Consider the following 17,102-nt stretch of genomic DNA (forward strand, 5'->3'; position numbering starts at 1 on the left):
CGCTATGAACGCAAGGCTGAACACTTCCTCGCCTTCGTCGGCATAGCCGCAGCCCTCATCAGCTACCGCCGACTGGCGGCTTTCCTCACGGCCTGAGCCGGTTCTGCTGTACGTCGAAGCAGACCAGCCCCATGGACTCCGCCACGGCCGCCGCGTAGGCGGACGCCTCCTCGGCCATGCTCCAACGCATGGGGAAGTAGATCAGCGGACCACTGGCTTCGCCGATCAACGGCCCGGTTGACCAGGGCGAGGTGTCCTCCTCGTCCTCGGTGAGGTCGCACCACCGCTCGAGCAGCGCAGCCACGTAGGTCGCTATGCGTTCGGATGGAGGCTCTTCCACCTCGCTGTCGATGTAGCGGTCGTACAAGTCGTTGAAGACCCGGGCAGCGGTCTTGTCATCCGCTGGCCTATCGCCTTCCCAGACAGCAAGGTCGTAGCTCATGCCAGGAGGCTCTCATGCCACTCTGACAGCCATAAGAAACGACGTCTTAGACCGTGTCCTACGTGGTGAGGCGGACGAGTCGCTCGTAGCAGCAGAGGGCGGCCGCGAGTCCGAGAAAGGCCAGGTAGTTGCGGGGATTGCGTTCGTAGCGTGGGCTGAGTCGTCGGTAGCCGGACAGCCAGGACATCGTCCGCTCGATGACCCACCGGCGTCGCCCTAATCGTTCGCTGGACTCGATCCCTTTGCGGGCGATGCGCACGCCGATGCGCTTCCATCGCAGCCATCTGCGCAGGTCGGCGCGGTCGTAGGCTTTGTCGGCGTGGAGGCGCTGGGGCTTGAAGTACCGGCCGCGATGGGGGTCGTGTCTCGTTTGGTGACCCTCGATCATGGGCTTGAGCCCTTCGCTGTCGTGGGTGTTGCCGGCCGAGAGGCCGACGAGGAGGGGCAGTCCGTTCGCGTCCGACAGGATGTGCATCTTGGAGCCCGGCTTGCCGCGGTCCACGGGGCTCGGACCTGTGTGTTCGCCCCCTTTTTTGCCCTGACGTGGGCGGTGTCGAGGACGACTCGGGTGACGTCGATGAGGCCAGCGTCGTCCAGCCGGTGCAGCACGGCCTCGTGGAGGCGGCCCCAGACACCGGCTCTCGACCAGATTAGGAACCGGCGGTGAGCCGTCGACTTCGATATGCCGAAGCAGGGTGGCAGTTGGCGCCAAGCGCAGCCGCTGACCAGGACGTAGACGCGCCTACGACGATGCGGGCGGGGTCATCGCAGCACGGCTGGTGTGGATGCTGAGGGTGACAGGCAGGGCGGCATCCGTTCTCAACGGCGGCCTGGGCGAAGGAAAGCTGAGCACGCAGGAACCCCTCAGGCCCCGGGCCCACTTCTCCGTCCGTCCATGGTCTGAAGAAGCCCTCATACGCATGGAGGACTTGACCGACCCTGACGTACTACCGGTGGACGCCCGCAACCGCGACCGCTTCGAAGGCCGCCAGGACCCCGTCGACCCACGCCCCGGACACGTGCCCGGAGCGGTCAACGCGCCATGCCGTGAGAACCTCGACGCCCAGGGTCGACTGCTGCCGCCGGACCGCATCCGCGCGAACTTCGCCGCCGCCGGCGTCCACCACGCCGGCAATGTCGCCTCGTACTGCGGCTCGGGTGTGACCGCATGCCACAACCTCCTGACCCTCGAGCACACCGGCCTGGGACGCGGCCGTCTCTTCGTAGGGGGCTGGTCCGCCTATGCCCGCGACGACACACGCCCGGTCGAGACCGGCACCACAAGTCGGCCTTGAGCCGCTCCGCCAGACCATCCCGCCTGCGATGAGACAGCCCCAGACCACGCAGGCATGCTCCACCCGCGACCGCCAGGTCCTCCCCCTCCACGAGGCCGTCCGAAGGACCTGGGCCGGCGCCGCTTCCTCGTCGCCGTCGAGTTCGTCGGCCTGCGCGAGCGCCAACCGGGCGGCCACGGCCGCCAGCGGCCGGTTCGCCGTCCGCTGGCGGAGCGGCCAGATGGTAGCGACCAGATGCACCGATGTGGCGTGTGGGTCGCGGGTCGTCCGGGCCCAGACTGGGAGTTCCTCGATCAACGTCAGCAGGGCGGCTCCGAGCAGCGGCGCCGCCGGGCCGCCGCCCACCGGCGGTGGCCGGAAATGTTCCGGCGGTGACCAGTTGAGCGCTGTGCCGGGGAATCCCGCGGCCGTCAGAGCCGCGCGCCATCCGGCTGGCGGCCATCTGTGCGCGAGGCAGTCACACGATGGGGACGACGGGTTGGACTCCACGCACGCGAGCGCGAAGGACTGCGGCAACAGGCCTCCTGGCGCTTGGTTTGGTTCGCACCCCCGAGCTACCAAGAGGCCCTGCTGTCATGCGCAGACTCTCGCGCGATCACCCGATCAGGAACCCTGTTCGACCAGACCAACCCCGTGATCGATAAGCGGATGGCGTCTAAACGAGGTGCGCGCCAGCCTCAACTCCCTGGTCAAGACGTTGCCGTACTCCGTGGAACCCAGGGAAGCCTGGCAGCGCCCCGACGGCTACTGGCTCGCCGCGTCCCGGCCTACCCCGACTCGCCGGGCTGGTCGGAGCAGGAGCAGAACCACGTCGCCGCGCTGCGGGAGCGGGAACGCGACCTCGCCGCCCTGATCGTCACGCACCCGTTCTGGAACGAGGTCGCCGGGCCCGCACGCCCCGATGCCCGTTCCAAGCTCAGGCACGCCCTCGGCCACGGGGACGGCGAGGGGCCAGGAAGGCCGCGTAGCCGTGGCGGACACCCCGCCCGAGCCGCCGCCCTTCATCGTGATCCTTCCGGACAACCAGACCTTCTCTGGGGGCCATCGTCCGTTGCGCGGCCGTCGGCGGTCGCCAGGTCGAACAGGCCTCTGAGCAGTCCACCGAACGGCAGGGAGACCGCTTGACCGGCTGTTGCCTCCAGGGCGAGGTGGAGATCCCTGCGCCCGAGTGCCGTGGTGAACCCAGCCGGCCGGTATCTGCGAACAGCGCGATCATCGATCCGTATCCGGAGTCGACGGGTCCGGGACCGGTAACACCACCGGGCACTGGGGTGCCTCCGCGACGGATGCGACGCGGAGGGCGCCGGCCTCCGCGAGCTCTTCCGCAGGCCCCGCTGAACGGTTCCACACCGCGGTCTCATGGCCTGCCCGCACCGGATTGCGCGCCATCGCCCGCCCCATCCCGCCCAGGCCGATGACTGCAACCTCGCCCATCGCACACACTTCATCGAGCAGCTCGCGGGCGAGCTGGGCCCGGGAGTCCGTGGCAACTCGGTCTCACCCGGCCTCGTACGCACCGAGGGGGCACGGTTCGTGTGGAAGCCGGGAGAGGAGGAGACAGCGGCCGGCCTGCCGCTGGCCCGCATCGGAGGGCTGGACGACGTGGCGAGGGCAGTGCAGTGGCTTGTGTCGGACTCGGCGGACTGGGTCACGGGCACCGACCTGCTGGTAAACGGCGGCACGCGGGGCTCGTCGACCGCCAACGCGGTGGTCCTTACCACGGGTCAGTGGGCAAGGGCCGTAGGAATGAGCACGCTGACCCGGCGGCCGACGGGGCTCTGGAGGACGCGAACCTCACTGGTCAAGTGTTCGACGATGGTGAGACCCCGGCCGTGCTCGTCGGGATCGTCGTCATGCGGGCGTCGTGACCCGGCCGGGCTGCCGGCGTCCGTCACGGAGATCCGCAGTGTCCCGGCGCCGAGAGACAGATGAATCGTCATGTCGCGGTGACCGTGCTCGGCGGCGTTGGCGGCGAGTTCACCGACGACGAGTTCGGCGGCTGCCAGGGCGGGGGGCGGCAGATGCCAGTGAGCCAGGGCCGCTGTGACGATGCGGCGCGCCACCGGGACCCAGCGGGCCTCGGCGGGAAGCGCCAGGACCGCACGGCGGGCGGGGGCGGCCCGTGTGCCGCGGGGAGGAGCCGCCCCTATCCGGGCGAAAGTGGTATCGGAGCAGGCGCCGGGACGTCCCGCCCCGGCCGGGGTGGGGTTGCCTCCTACGGCGCTTGGATGTGTGGTGTCGGGAAGAACTCTGGTGCTCATGGTCGGTCCCCGTGGCCGGCTTGTAGAGGAACGCGGTGCTCGACGGCCCTCTCGTATGTCGTGACGTCACGAGGTGCCGGGGCAACCGTGACGGAAGGGGGCCGGGCACCCTGCTGTCCGGCCCATCCCCGCCACCGCCTGCGTGGATGCGGTGGCTGCCGGGTGGCCTGGCGCGTCGACGCGTCGGGTCATCCCGTCGTCTCCGCCCCGGTCGGCAGGGGCGGTTCCGCCTCGATGCGCTCCCACTCCTCGTCGGTGAGGACCCGGGAGCGGAGCAGGAAGCGCACGCCCTCGGGTGCTTCGAGGGAGAAGCCGCTGCCCCGGCCCGGAACCACGTCGACGGTGAGGTGGGTGTGCCGCCAGTACGCGTACTGGTCGGCGCTCATCCAGAAGGGGGTGTCACCGGCGACCCGGCCGAGGAGCACGTCCTGGGCGCCGACCCGGAACTCGCCGCGCGGGTAGCACATGGGCGCGCTGCCGTCGCAGCAGCCACCGGACTGGTGGAACATCACCGGCCCGTGCGTCCCGGTGAGCCGCCGCACCAGGTCCTCGGCGGCCGGTGTCAGCTCGACGCGCCTGGTGCGGGCGTTCATCAGAAGAACCCGAGCTTCTGGCCGGAGTAGCTGACCAGCAGGTTCTTGGTCTGCTGGTAGTGGTCGAGCATCATCTTGTGGTTCTCGCGGCCGATGCCGGACTTCTTGTAGCCGCCGAAGGCCGCGTGGGCCGGGTAGGCGTGGTAGCAGTTCGTCCAGACGCGGCCGGCCTTGATCTCGCGGCCCAGGCGGTAGGCGGTGTTGCCGTCCCGGGTCCACACGCCGGCGCCGAGGCCGTACAGCGTGTCGTTGGCGATCTTCAGGGCCTCGTCGACGGAGTCGTACGTCGTCACCGACACCACCGGGCCGAAGATCTCCTCCTGGAAGATCCGCATGTCGTTGGTGCCGCGGAAGATGGTCGGCTCGATGTAGTAGCCGCCCTCCAGACCGGCCACGGCGCGGGGGTTGCCGCCGGTGAGGAGTTCGGCGCCCTCCTGCCTGCCGATGTCGATGTAGGACAGGATCTTCTCGTACTGGTCGTTGCTGGCCTGGGCGCCGATCATGGTCGCCGGGTCCAGCGGGTCGCCGCTGACGATGGCCTTGGTGCGCTCCACGCAGCGGGCCATGAACTCGTCGTAGATGGAGGAGTGGATCAGGGCGCGGGAGGGGCAGGTGCACACCTCGCCCTGGTTGAGGGCGAACATCACGAAGCCCTCGACGGCCTTGTCCAGGAAGTCGTCGTCGGCGGCCATGACGTCGGGCAGGAAGATGTTCGGGCTCTTGCCGCCCAGCTCCAGGGTGACCGGGATGATGTTCTCGCTCGCGTACTGCATGATCAGCCGGCCGGTCGTGGTCTCGCCGGTGAAGGCGACCTTGGCGATGCGCGGGCTGGAGGCGAGGGGCTTGCCGGCCTCGACGCCGAAGCCGTTGACGACGTTGAGCACGCCGGGCGGGAGCAGGTCGGCGATCAGGTCGACGACGTACAGCAGGCTGGCCGGGGTCTGCTCGGCGGGCTTGATGATGACGCAGTTTCCGGCGGCGAGGGCCGGGGCGAGCTTCCATGCGGCCATCAGGATGGGGAAGTTCCACGGAATGATCTGGCCGACCACGCCGAGCGGCTCGTGGAAGTGGTAGGCGACCGTGTCCGCGTCGATCTCCGCGATGCTGCCCTCCTGGGCGCGCACCACGCCGGCGAAGTAGCGGAAGTGGTCGATCGCGAGCGGGATGTCGGCGGCCAGCGTCTCGCGCACCGGCTTGCCGTTCTCCCAGCTCTCCGCGACGGCGATCTTCTCCAGGTTCGCCTCGAGGCGGTCGGCGATCCGGTTCAGGATGTTCGCCCGCTCGGTCGTGGAGGTGCGGCCCCACTTCTCGGCGGCCGAGTGGGCCGCGTCCAGGGCGAGTTCGACGTCGGCGGCGGAGGAGCGGGCCACCTCGCAGAAGGTCTTGCCGGTCACCGGCGTCGTGTTCTCGAAGTACCGGCCCTCCACGGGGGCGACCCAGTCGCCACCGATGAAGTTGTCGTATCGCGGGGCGAAGCTGACGATGCTGCCGTCCGTTCCCGGCTGCGCGTACACCATGGCGGCTCTCCTCGGGGGGATGGTGAGTGCGGTCCGACGGCCCACGCCGTCGTGATGCGGTTCACTGTGGGGTCCCGAGGTTGGCGCGAGGTTGGCGCCGTACGCGCCCGGCGCCGGGCCGGGTGTCAGTGGCGCAGCGCCGAGGTGAGGCGGCCGGCCGCGAGGGCGCGGCGGGTGTCGCGCGGGTCGAGCAGACGCAGCGCGTGCTCGTGCACCTCCACGTCGTACGGGACCCGTTCGCCGTACCGCAGCGCGTGCTCGGGACGGGCGCTGGCGAGTACCGCCTCGCGCACCGCCACCTCCAGGTGGGTGCGCCACTCCTCGATGCCCGGTGCCTCGGAACGGGGCAGCAGGGGGCCGCGGTACAGGCGCAGGGCGGTGTCCGCGTCCCCGTTCCGCAGCGCGCGCAGCACGTCGGCGGCGTCGCAGGACACCGGCGTGGTCAGCGCGTAACGGCGGGTGGTGACCCCGCCGTCCAGGGCGCGGCGCAGATGGGAGATCTCCGCCTTGAACGTGGACGCGGTGACCGCCCGGTCCCCGTACACGGCCTCGCGCAGCCGCTCGGGCGCGTATCCGTCCGGCTCCAGCGCGAGCAGGGTCAGGATCTCCAGCTGCCGGGGCCGCAGCTGAAGGGGGGTGCCGTTGCGTACGGCCTGTTCGGCACCGAGGCAGGTGAGGCTCACGGGGTCGGGGTTCGTACGGGGAATCAGCTGCGGCTCGGTCCGCAGCCGGGCCTCGACGGTGGCCACCAGGGAGCGCACGGTGGACATGGCGAGGGGGTTCGAACGGTCCCAGGTGGTGGACATGTCGAGCACCCCGAGGACGCGCCCGTCCGGCCCGTGGACGGGTGCGCAGTAGCAGACCCATCCGTGCAGGGCCGTCACCAGGTGTTCGGCCGAGAACACGGAGTGGGGGCGGCCGGTGCGCAGCGCGAGGGAGAGGGCGTTGGTGCCCATGGCCTGCTCGTCCCACCGACCGCCGGGCGCGAAGTTGACGCGCTCGGCCCGCCGGCGCATGGTGCGCCCGCCGCACGTCCACAGGATGGTGCCGGACTCGTCGGTGACCGCGGTGACGAACCCGGCGTCCTCCGCGATGCTGCGCAGCTCGTCGGCGAGGTCGTCGACCGGCCGGCGCAGCGGTGAGCCGATCCAGCGGTGGTGGACCGCGCCCTCGTCGCTGACCGGCGCACTGTCCCGGCCCGGGTCGACGCTGCTCAGCGAGCGCACCCAGGACTCGGTCACGTCCTGGCGCAGTGCCTCGGCACCGCACGGCCGCGACCCTGCGGTCCGCATCTGTGGCACCAGGCGGGACCACTCGCTCTCCAGCGTTGCCTTGCGCCGCCGGAGGTCACTGCTCTGTGACATCTGCATTTCCCCTGCCGTCGAACGGGGACGACCGATTATTGTCCCCGGGGACCGAGCCGGCACAACCCCCCGACCGGTCCGTCCACCCTGTCCGATCGGACAGGTGCCGCATCCGGGCGCGCGCGCCTAGCGTGGTCTTCGGTCTGAGAACAGTGTTATCGGCCAACCGGGCAGTAAAATCAAGGTTGCCTGTGCGTTGCGGGCTCGACGCCCTTGGGAGGTCGCATGTCGGCCAGGTCGGATGTCATGGTGGCGGGCGGTAACGATCCGAGTGCGGACTGGAGCCGTGACGAGTGCCAGGGCGAGCTGCTGGGGCCGCAGCGGACCAGCACGGACGCCGTACGGCAGTCCGCCCGGCTCGCCAAGTTCCATGTGCCGGAGGTGGTGTTCGGGCCCGGTTCACTCGCGGAGCTCGGGCACTGCGCGCTCCGCCTCGGCGGTCGCCGCCCCTTCCTGGTCACCGATCCCGGGCTGATGGAGGCGGGCTGGGCGGACGAGGCGGTGGGCCACCTGCGCCGGGTCGGGCTGCGCCCCGTGGTGTGGAGCGATGTGACGCCCAACCCCAAGGACGTCGAGATTCAGGCCGGCTTCGAACGCTACGCGGCCAGCGGCTGCGACGTCATCGTGGGAGTCGGCGGCGGCTCCGTCATCGACGCGGCCAAGGGCGTGGCGATCCTGTCGGGCAATGGCGGGCACATCCTCGACTACGAGGGCGTGGACCAGGTGGTTCAGCCCATCCCGCCGACCGTGATGGTGCCCTCGACGTCGGGCACCGGGGCGGACGTCTCCCAGTTCGCCGTGGTCACCGACACCTCCCACCACATCAAGATCACCATTGTGAGCCGCACCCTGGTCCCCGAGATCTCGGTGATCGACCCGCGGTTGCTGACCACCATGCCGGACTGGCTCAACGCGGCCACCGGCCTGGACGCCCTGACGCACGCCATCGAGGCGTTCGTGTCCCGGGCGCACAACCCGCTGACGGACATCCACGCCCTGCACGCCGTCGAGCTGATCACCGCGAACCTGGTGCGCACCCAGGTCCGTCCCAGGGACTTCGGCGCCCGTCTCGCCATGGCCCAGGCTTCCCTGGAAGCGGGCATGGCCTTCACCAACGCCATCCTCGGCGCGACGCACGCCATGAGCCACCAGGTCGGCGGCCTGCTGGACGCCCCGCACGGTGTGGTGAACGGTGTGCTCCTGCCGCACGTCATCCGCTTCAACGCCGAGACATGGCCGGAGCGTTTCGTCGCGCTGGGCGCGGCGGCCGGGCTTCCGGTCGCCGGTGTGCCGTCGCACGAGGTGGCCGAACAGCTCGCGGATCTGGTGCGCGCGCTGGCGGACGACGTCGGCGTCCCGAAGGGGCTGGCCAGTCTCGGGGTCGCGGAGCGCGACCTGCCGGTGCTGGCCCGCACGACGCTCAAGGACGCCTGCATGGCGACCAACCCCCGGGACGTCGACGTGCGGGACGTGGAGACACTGTTCCGCGAGGCTCTGTGAGGCGATCCACGTGTACGACCCCGAACGCTCGTCGCAGGCCGCCGACTTGGGAGTGCTCACCGGACTGAGGTCCGGCAAGCGCTCGTTCTACCCCGCGTACGTACGCTCCACCGAGCGGCTGGAGCGGACGGTGGAGGCGCTCGACGGGATCTCCCGCGCCCTGGTGCGTACGGCGGAGGGGCCGCGCGCCCTGGTCGAGGCCGTCGTACGGACCGCCGCCGAGCACTTGCGCGCCCGCTGGCTGCTGCTGGCCGTCGCCGACGGCGCGCTGCGCGCCGCCCGGCCGCGCTTCCTGCTGTACACCGACGACGTGTTCATCGACGACGAGACCCGCATACCCGCCGAGGTGCGCGAGCACCTTCGGCTGCTGCGCACCCGCCCCTGGGAGGCCCAGGAGCCCTTCCGGGGCCAGGGCTGGGTGCGCGCGCCGATGACCTTGGACGACGAACCGGTCGGCGGGATCGCCGCACAGCCAGGCGCCGGTGTCGAGGTCGCCGACACCGACCTGGCCATTCTGCGCGTCCTCGCCAACCAGGCGGCCGTGGCGCTGCACCACACGTTCCTGTTTCACGCGGCGACGACCCTGCGCGGACGCGCCGAGGAGCTGTCCGAGGCGGCGGAGCGGCAGGCCCGGGACCTGGCCGCGCGCAGCGCCGAGCTGGCCGAGACCCAGGCGCGGCTGCTCGACGCGATGCAGCGGCAGGCGCTGGACGACGAACGGCGCCGCATCGCGCGCGAACTGCACGACAGCGTCTCCCAGTACGTACTCAGCGCGGGGATGACGGTGGAGGTGTGCCGGGCCGAGCTGGCGGGCCTGGGCGGTGAGGCCGCCGGGATCGCCGAGCGGCTCGCCGACGCCAAGGACCTCAACCGGCAGGCCGTGGAGCGGCTGCGCGCCGCGATCTACGCGCTCCACCACACCTCGCAGGAGCCGGCCGGGCCGCTCCCGGTGCTGCTGGAACGGCTGTCCACGGTGCACCTGCCCACGGACCTGGACGTACGGGTGCAGGTGGCGGGCCGGCCGGAGCCGCTGCCGCCCGAGGCCGAGCGGTCGATCCTCCGGATCACCGGCGAGGCCCTGTTCAACTCCGCCACCCACGGCAAGGCCGGCCGGGCGCTGGTCCGGCTGCGGTATCAGCCGCAGACGGTGGTGCTGACGGTGTCCGACGACGGCGGCGGCGACCCGGCGCAACTGCGCCGGGCCCTGCGGATGTCCCGGGCCACCGATCTCGCCGGACGCCACCGCGGGCTGGCGAACATGGTCGCCCGTGCGGAGGAGCTCGGCGGCCGGCTGTCCATCCGCCGGTCGGGGATGGGAGGCGTCCTGCTGCGGGTCGACGTCCCGCTGCCGGTGAAGCGCTCGGGAGGCGGCGATGACGACTGAACAGCGGGCCGAGGCGCCCGCACAGGTCCTGCGGATCGTGCTGGTCGACGACCACGCGATCGTCCGGCACGGACTGAGGTCGATCCTGGAACGCGAGAGCGACCTGGAGGTGGTCGGCGAGGCGAGTACGGCCGCCGAGGCCGACGCCGTCGTCGAGCGGACGCGTCCGGCGATCGTGCTGCTCGACCTGAAGCTGTCCACGGCGGCCGACACCGAGGGCCTGGACCTGTGCGCCAAGCTGACGCGGCGCCACCCGGACCTGGCGGTGCTGGTGCTCACCACGTTCCTCGACGACTCGCTGGTCGTGGAGGCGATCCAGCACGGTGCGCGCGGTTACGTCGTCAAGGACGTGGACACCACCGAACTGCTGCGTTCCATCCGCGCGGTGGCCCGTAACGAGAGCGCCTTCGACTCGCACGCGGCCGCTGCGATGGTGCGCTCGATGCGCGTGCAGCCCGAGCGGCCGAAGTTCACCGAGCGGGAGCTGAGGGTCCTCCAGCTGCTCGCCCGCGGGCTGAGCAACCGGGAGATCGGCGCCGAGCTGTACATCTCGGAGACCACGGTGAAGTTCCACGTCCGCAACATCATGCGCAAGATGGACGCGGGGAGCAGGGCGGAAGTCGTGTACGAGGCCAGCAAGTCGGGCGTCATCTGACGGCAGGGAGCGGGGACCGCCCGCCGGCGCTCCCCGCTCCCTTACTCAGGTCGTCAGCACACGGCCGGGCGCCCGAGCGGCAGCCCGCGGCCTCCGGTGGCCAGCGAGGTCACGTGCAGGAAGAGGTAGAACCCGACCGCGACAAAGGCGAAGACGGCGTAGCCGCCCGCCGTCTGCAGCGTGCCGGAACCCTTCAGGGTGGCGCACAGCACCAGCGCGAGGGCCAGGTCGATCAGCGTGAACAGCACGGTGAAGGCGGCCGGCAGCCGTAGCGTGCCCACGGTCAGCAGCACGATGGTGACCAGCCAGGAGATCAGGAACAGTGCCTGGGTCCTGATCGCGGCGGCCTCGGCGATGGCGAACCAGCCGTGGGTGAGCCCGAGCACCAGGACCGCGTAGCTGAGCCAGAACCCGGTGAAGACACCGAAGATCGCCGCGACGGCGCTCTGCCCGAGCGCGGCCGCCCAGACCGCGGCGATCAGCTGGCCGAGCGCCGTGGCCGCGAGGATGATCGCGACCGGTGCTCCGGCGGTGCCCGCCGGCACATAGCCGACCAAGGTGAGACCGAGGGCGATCGAACCCACGATGAACGTGGGCACGCCGATCAGCGCCGGATCCCCGTCCAGCGGTTGCGGCTTGGCCTGCGGCCGGGATTCCGCGTGCGGTGCGGCGGCGGAACCCGCCGCGTCCGTTTCCGAGAGGGCCATGGAACGCTCCTTTGCGTTGCGGTGTTTCTTCTTCGGGTCGGCGCAGTTCGTGGGGGTCTTCCGCTCAGCCGGGGTCTTCCGGTCAGCCGGCGATTTCCGCTCAGCCGGCGTCGACGACCAGCCAGCCGCCGTGGAAGGCGTCGACGCGGAACCGGTGGCCGGTGCGGCGGCCCAGGCCGGCGAGCTGGTCGGGGGAGAAGCACCGGACGTGCCCGTAGGCGGCGGTCGGCTCGTCCTCGTACGGCACGGCCACCACCACCCGGCACCGGGCCAGCCGCAGCGCTTCCGCTACGACGGCGTCGCCGTGCTCGGGGTCCAGGTGCTCCAGGACGTGGATGACGGTGACGGTGTCCACCGAGCCGTCGGGCAGCGGCACCCGGGACGCGTCGCAGACCAGCGCGTCGAGCGCGAGGCCCCGGGCCCGGGCCACCATGCCCAGCAGGCGCATGGTGCCCGGGGACAGGTCGGAGGCGATCACCGTCTGCCGCTCCCGCCCGGCCAGCAGCAGCGGCAGGAAGCCGAAGCAGGAGCCGAGGTCCAGCACGGCTCCCGGGGGGACCAGGTCGAGGGTGCGCCGGTAGACGGGGGCGAACCCGGCGATCGACGAGTGCTCGGCCGGCTCGGGGGCCTGCCAGTACTTCTGGATGCGGGCCAGGGTGTTGTCGTAGAAGGTGGTCCAGGCGGGCAGGGGGCCGTCCACGCAGGAGCGGACCACCCCGGTGAAGACCCGCTCGAAGACGTCGCTGCCGGACAGCCATCCGGGGGCGAACAGCTCATCGGCGAGCAGTCCGGCCAGATCGTTGTCCAGCTGCTCGGGGAGCAGCGAGTGGCCCAGCTCGACGCGGCGGCCGCGGCGGCGCAGGGTGAAGTGCTCGGTGCGGACGATGGGCTCGGCACTCCCGCTGCCGGCGCCGGGGCTGTCGCGGACCACGCGCACCAGGTGATCGGCGTACAGGCCGGGCGCGCTCGGCGCCAACGGGTCGATGCGGCGCGCGGCGATCGCGCTGCGCAGACTCGGGACACTCACGGTGACGGTTCCCCCTGACGGTGTGCGGTGGTGTTCATCGGCCGGTCGCCTCCCCAGCCATCCGCAGGGCGGTGCGCTCCAGTCCCGCGAGGTCGGCGACCACCTGCACGCGGTCGCAGTACTCGGCGTAGCGGGGCAGGTCACAGGCGCCCAGGCACCAGGAGTAACGCGGCTCCGGGGTCAGCCAGATGGTCCGGCGCACCCGGCGGGTGATCTCCGCGAAGGCATCGGTCCGCGGCGGGTTGCCGTTGCCGCGGCCGTCGCCGAGCACCAGGAGGGTGGTACGGCGGCCCAGCGCCGGGGAGTGCTCGGTCAGCAGCGTCTCGAACGTCCGGCCGTAGTCGGAGGTGGTGTCCACGTCCAGCAGACCGCCGGCCGGCAGCCCGTCGAAGACCAGCCCCAGCGCCCGCTCCAGCGGGTGCTCGGCGAACAGCTCGGTGATCTCGGTGGGTTCGTCGACGAAGGCGTAACTGCGGACCTGCCCGAACAGGGACTGCAGCCCGTGCACCAGGTGCAGGGTGAAACGGGCGGTGGCCCGCACGGACAGGGAGACGTCGGCGAGGACCAGCAGTCGCGGTCTGTCCTCGGCGCGGGTGACGGTGACGGGCCGGAACGGCACGCCGTCGTAGCGCATGTTGCGGCGCATGGTGCGGCCCGGATGGACCCGGCCCGCCGGGGTGTTGCGCTTGCGGCTGGTCAGGGCGCCCTGCACGGAGCGGCCCACCCGGCGCAGCGCCTCCTCCAGTTGCCCGCGTTCCTCCTCGTCGACCGCTTCGAGGCGGGCGCGTTCGGCGATCCGGGCGGACTCGACAGCCACCGACTGCAGTTCCGCCAGCCGGTCGAGATGCCGTTGCAGAAGTTCGGGCAGGTTCTCGATGACACCCGCCAACTGCCGTCGCAGTGAGTCGAGTTCCTGGTCGCCGGCATCGTCCTCCTGCGCGAGCCGGCCGAGCAGGGCGTCCTGCTGGGCGACGGTCAGGGTCGTGTCGATCGGCTGCCCGGCCGCCGGAGCGAGCCGTCCGGGGATCCCGGCGCCGTGCAGCCGCTCGGTCTCCAGCTGGACGGACGGGCTGTCGTCGCGCGTGCCGCGCGCGCCGTCCTTGGACAGGACGATCTCGTCGGTCATCGACGCGAGGTCGATCTTGTTGGCCTCCTGGTGCAGGTTGTACTGCTGGGCCAGGTCCTGCTGGTCGAAGAAGTCGCGGATGTCGGACGGCTTGCCGTGGCTGTGGCCCTGCTGCGGGGTCTCGGAGGGCTCGTCGGAGACGGTGTACGACTCCAGCTCACCCGTGTCGGACAGGTCGTCGTGCGCATGACCGTGCCCGTGGCCGTCGGTGCCGCCGTCCACCGGGCGCAGCGAGAAGAACGCGGTGAACAGGTCGTCGAACAACGGGTGGTCGCGGCGGTCCTTCACCAGCGTCATGCGCAGCGCCTCACGCAGGGTCTCGCGCTCGCCGAGCACGCCGGGCTGGGCCGCCCCGCGCATCGCGTCCATGGCCTCCGACACGGAGACCCGCAGGCCGAACAGGCGCAGCACGCGGACGAATCGGTGCACACCGGCTTCCATGCACGCCTCCGGGTTCAGTCGGTGCGGCGCCGCGCGATGGCGGCGAACGAGCGGGCGCCCTGGCCGGCGCCGGGGGCGGTGCGGTGCGTGGGCCCGGCGCCGGGCGCGCCGTAGTAGTTCTCGTCGTGCCGGCCCTGCAGGTCCATGGCGGCCCGGACCGCACGGCCGTCCACATCGCCGTGGTCACCGTGGTCGCCGTGGTCGTGGTGGTGATCGGCGTGCTGGTGGCCGCTGTGGTGCGGGTGCCCGTGGTGGTGGCCGGGTTCGGGCAGCGTGCGGTTGGGGTCGGCCAGGCGCGGCAGCACCTCCAGCGCGCGGTGCAGGTCCCGCTCGTACTTGAGGACGACGTTGGCGGTGTCGGCGAGGACCGCGGGGGCGAGTTCGTCGACGCCCAGCACGGCGAGGGTGCGGGCCCAGTCGACGGTCTCCGAGATGCTCGGGCTCTTGCGCAGCGGCAGCTCGCGCAGGCCCCGCACGACGTCCACCAGATGGCGTGCCGCGGCCTCCGGCAGTCCGGTGTCCTTGGACCGCACGATCTCCAACTCCCGCTCCGCGTCCGGGTAGTCGAGGAAGAGGTGAAGGCAGCGGCGCTTCAGCGCGGCCGACAGGTCACGGGTGTTGTTGGAGGTCAGGACGACGTACGGGGGGACCTTCGCGGTGTATGTGCCGATCTCCGGAACCGACACCTGGTACTCGGCCAGGCACTCCAGGAGCACCGCCTCCAGGGCCTCGTCCGCCCGGTCGACCTCGTCGATCAGCAGGACGGCTGGCTGCTCGCCGCGCACGGCGTCCAGCAGCGGGCGGGGTGCGAGGAACCGGTCGGAGAAGAAGACACTGTCCTGCTCCTCGATCCGGAGCACGGCGGAGGCCAGGTCGGGGGTGTCGGCCGTGAGGTCGCCGATCTTGTCCCGGAGCATCTGGGTGTACAGCAGCTGCTTGCCGTAGTCCCACTCGTACAGGGCGCGGCTCTCGTCCTGGCCCTCGTAGCACTGCAGGCGCAGCAGCCGGCGGCCGGTGGCGGCGGCCAGTGCCTTGGCCAGCTCGGTCTTGCCGACGCCGGCCGGGCCTTCGAGCAGCAGCGGCTTGTCGAGTCGGGTCTGCAGGAACACGGTGGTGGCGAGACGCCGGTCGGCGATGTAGCCGTGGGCGGCGAACCGCTCGGCGACGTCCTCGACCGAGCCGAACGCGGGGTTGTCGGGTGTGGCGGGCACGGTGTCTCCGTCCGGTGGGGCGGGAGCGGGGGGTGACCTCCCACGGTGCGACCCCCCGCTCCCGGGCATGAGGTACTCAGCCGAGCAGGTCGTCCAGGTCGCCGTTCATGCAGTGGTCGACGACGGGCCGGACGGTGTCGAACGTGCACTCCTTGGCGTTGCCCGGGGTGCAGGCGTCGCCGAGGACGTGGTGGGTGATGCGGTCCACGTCGGCCGCGTCACCCTTGATCACCTTGGCCTGCTCGTAGAACTTCGTCGGGCCCTGCCCGAGGCGGTTCTTGGAGTAGGTGTTCTGCTCGACATCGGTGAACTTCTCCGGGATGCCGACGTCGCGCAGCAGCCGGATGCCCGCGGCGAGGGCGGCCTCGGCGGCCTGCACCTTCGTCATGCCGTGCGTGTCCACGCCCATCGCCTCCGCGATGTCGGCGAACCGCTCGTAGTGGGCCGGCATGTTGAACGCCCAGACACGGGGCAGCGCGATGGCGTTGTTGAGCCCGTGGTGGGTGTCGTAGAAGGCGCTGACGGCGTGCGAGATGGAGTGGATGATGCCCAGGCCACCGGAGTTGAACGCCTGCGCCGCGATGTACTGGGCGTACATCATGCCCTCACGTCCGGCCAGGTCCTGGCCGTTCCACACCGCCTGGCGCAGATGGCGGGCGGTGAGCCGGATGGCGTGCAGCGCGTTGCCCAGCGACGGCTGGAAGTCGAGCCGGGAGACGTACGGCTCGGAGGCGTGGGCGAGGACGTCGAAGCCGCACTGCGCGGTGTAGTCGAGCGGGCAGTCGTAGTAGAGCGTCGGGTCGTCGATGGCGAGGCTGGCCACGGAGGCGTCGTCGAAGGCGACGTACTTGTGCGGGTTGTCCGGGTCGGTGGTCGTGTCGGTGATGACGTACGCCCACGAGGTCTCCGAACCGGTGCCGGCCGTGGTGGAGACGGCGATGTGCGGCGGGTTCTTCGGGTTCTCGGACTTGTTGAAGCCCTCGAAGTCGTTGACGCTGCGCCCGTCGTGGGCGACGGAGATGCGGGCGCCCTTGCACGCGTCGTGCGACGAGCCGCCGCCGATCGACACGAACGAGTCGCACTTGTTCTCCTGGTACAGCGCCACGGCGTCCATGACGTTGTAGTCCTTGGGGTTCGACTCGACCTTGTCGTAGAGGACGACTTCGAGCCCGTGGTACTTCAACGACTCGACGATCTTGTGCACGGTGTCACTGCCGCGCAGACCGGTGGTCATCACCAGCGTGCGCCTGAATCCCAGCTTCTTGGCCTCAGGACCGATCAGCTCATGTGCGCCCGGGCCCATCAGCGCCCGGGGGAAGGGGTGGAACTCCTTGATCGGGAACGGCTTGAGAAGTTCTTCGACCTGCATGATCGCGACTGTCCTCTCCGCGCGGGTGGGCCGCGCGTCCTGCGTCGAGTGCTCCCCCTGGCCCGCGGGCCGGCGGCGCTGATGTCCGGGGTGGAGCACGGACGTGCCGGAGTTGGTGGCGTGACTCACCCTCCGGGAACGCGGCGCGGGGCGACACCGGCCGCTCGGACGGCAGCGCGGCGCCGGACGGAGAGGGTGCGACCTGACCGA

At 71.0% G+C, this 17,102-nt stretch carries 15 protein-coding genes and 2 pseudogenes; 5 read left to right on the plus strand and 12 right to left on the minus strand.

Translation table 11 applies throughout. The features are described 5' to 3' along the window. Positions 1-85: 85 nt before the first annotated feature. Positions 86-442: a hypothetical protein gene (locus ACF1GV_RS32700; RefSeq protein WP_391688050.1), complete on the minus strand. Its 357-nt coding sequence runs from the start codon at positions 440-442 to the stop codon at positions 86-88. Positions 443-500: 58 nt separating this feature from the next. Next, positions 501-1,180: pseudogene (locus ACF1GV_RS32705) on the minus strand (IS5 family transposase); the annotation flags it as partial. Positions 1,181-1,362: 182 nt separating this feature from the next. Between ACF1GV_RS32705 and ACF1GV_RS32710 the strand changes: the two are divergent. Then, positions 1,363-1,737 (plus strand): sulfurtransferase, encoded by a 375-nt coding sequence (locus tag ACF1GV_RS32710; RefSeq protein WP_391688053.1) that lies wholly within the window; start codon positions 1,363-1,365, stop codon positions 1,735-1,737. A 1,212-nt stretch (positions 1,738-2,949) separates the two neighbouring features. Here the strand turns inward: ACF1GV_RS32710 and ACF1GV_RS32715 are convergent. Next, complete coding sequence (locus tag ACF1GV_RS32715) at positions 2,950-3,171, minus strand: NAD(P)-binding domain-containing protein (RefSeq protein ID WP_391688056.1); 222 nt, start codon at positions 3,169-3,171, stop codon at positions 2,950-2,952. A 6-nt stretch (positions 3,172-3,177) separates the two neighbouring features. On the opposite strand from ACF1GV_RS32715, the pseudogene ACF1GV_RS32720 reads away from it, so the two are divergent. After that, positions 3,178-3,423, plus strand: a pseudogene (locus ACF1GV_RS32720) (SDR family oxidoreductase); the annotation flags it as partial. 38 nt (positions 3,424-3,461) lie between these two features. Here ACF1GV_RS32720 and ACF1GV_RS32725 read toward each other — a convergent pair. The 4 genes from ACF1GV_RS32725 to ACF1GV_RS32740 form a co-directional block, all read right to left on the minus strand. Next, a complete protein-coding gene (locus tag ACF1GV_RS32725; protein ID WP_391688058.1) occupies positions 3,462-3,998 on the minus strand; it encodes an ATP-binding protein in 537 nt (178 codons plus the stop codon). Between the two features lie 188 nt (positions 3,999-4,186). Then, entirely contained in the window at positions 4,187-4,591 is a 405-nt protein-coding gene (locus ACF1GV_RS32730; RefSeq protein ID WP_391688061.1) for a DUF779 domain-containing protein, read from the minus strand. After that, the gene (gene adh / locus ACF1GV_RS32735) at positions 4,591-6,108 is read right to left on the minus strand and encodes an aldehyde dehydrogenase (protein ID WP_391688063.1); all 1,518 of its coding nucleotides are present in this window, start codon (positions 6,106-6,108) and stop codon (positions 4,591-4,593) included. The genes ACF1GV_RS32730 and adh overlap by 1 nt, the downstream gene beginning before the upstream one ends. Positions 6,109-6,233: 125 nt before the next feature. After that, positions 6,234-7,472 (minus strand): transcriptional regulator, encoded by a 1,239-nt coding sequence (locus ACF1GV_RS32740; protein ID WP_391688066.1) that lies wholly within the window; start codon positions 7,470-7,472, stop codon positions 6,234-6,236. A 225-nt stretch (positions 7,473-7,697) separates the two neighbouring features. On the opposite strand from ACF1GV_RS32740, the gene ACF1GV_RS32745 reads away from it, so the two are divergent. From ACF1GV_RS32745 to ACF1GV_RS32755, 3 genes are read left to right on the plus strand one after another with little or no spacing between them, the layout of a single operon-like run. Beyond that, positions 7,698-8,972, plus strand: a complete 1,275-nt coding sequence (locus ACF1GV_RS32745; RefSeq protein ID WP_391688069.1) for an iron-containing alcohol dehydrogenase — start codon at positions 7,698-7,700, stop codon at positions 8,970-8,972. Between the two features lie 10 nt (positions 8,973-8,982). Next, complete coding sequence (locus ACF1GV_RS32750; protein ID WP_391688072.1) at positions 8,983-10,356, plus strand: sensor histidine kinase; 1,374 nt, start codon at positions 8,983-8,985, stop codon at positions 10,354-10,356. Continuing rightward, positions 10,346-11,011: a response regulator gene (locus tag ACF1GV_RS32755; protein WP_391688075.1), complete on the plus strand. Its 666-nt coding sequence runs from the start codon at positions 10,346-10,348 to the stop codon at positions 11,009-11,011. Before ACF1GV_RS32750 ends, ACF1GV_RS32755 begins: the two co-directional genes overlap by 11 nt. A 53-nt stretch (positions 11,012-11,064) precedes the next feature. On the opposite strand, the gene ACF1GV_RS32760 is transcribed toward ACF1GV_RS32755, so the two are convergent. The 5 genes from ACF1GV_RS32760 to mdo form a co-directional block, all read right to left on the minus strand. Next, entirely contained in the window at positions 11,065-11,718 is a 654-nt protein-coding gene (locus ACF1GV_RS32760; RefSeq protein WP_391688078.1) for a GPR1/FUN34/YaaH family transporter, read from the minus strand. A 100-nt stretch (positions 11,719-11,818) separates the two neighbouring features. Further along, positions 11,819-12,745: a mycofactocin oligosaccharide methyltransferase MftM gene (gene mftM / locus ACF1GV_RS32765; RefSeq protein WP_391688080.1), complete on the minus strand. Its 927-nt coding sequence runs from the start codon at positions 12,743-12,745 to the stop codon at positions 11,819-11,821. Positions 12,746-12,779: 34 nt separating this feature from the next. Beyond that, positions 12,780-14,300, minus strand: coding sequence for a VWA domain-containing protein (locus tag ACF1GV_RS32770; RefSeq protein ID WP_391688083.1), 1,521 nt, complete (start codon positions 14,298-14,300; stop codon positions 12,780-12,782). 26 nt (positions 14,301-14,326) lie between these two features. Next, positions 14,327-15,523, minus strand: coding sequence for an AAA family ATPase (locus ACF1GV_RS32775; protein ID WP_391688086.1), 1,197 nt, complete (start codon positions 15,521-15,523; stop codon positions 14,327-14,329). 76 nt (positions 15,524-15,599) lie between these two features. Further along, the gene (gene mdo, locus ACF1GV_RS32780) at positions 15,600-16,892 is read right to left on the minus strand and encodes an NDMA-dependent methanol dehydrogenase (RefSeq protein WP_363262351.1); all 1,293 of its coding nucleotides are present in this window, start codon (positions 16,890-16,892) and stop codon (positions 15,600-15,602) included. Positions 16,893-17,102 lie beyond the last annotated feature (210 nt).

The sequence above is a fragment of the Streptomyces sp. NPDC014006 genome (assembly GCF_043088925.1).
Lineage (GTDB): Bacteria > Actinomycetota > Actinomycetes > Streptomycetales > Streptomycetaceae > Streptomyces.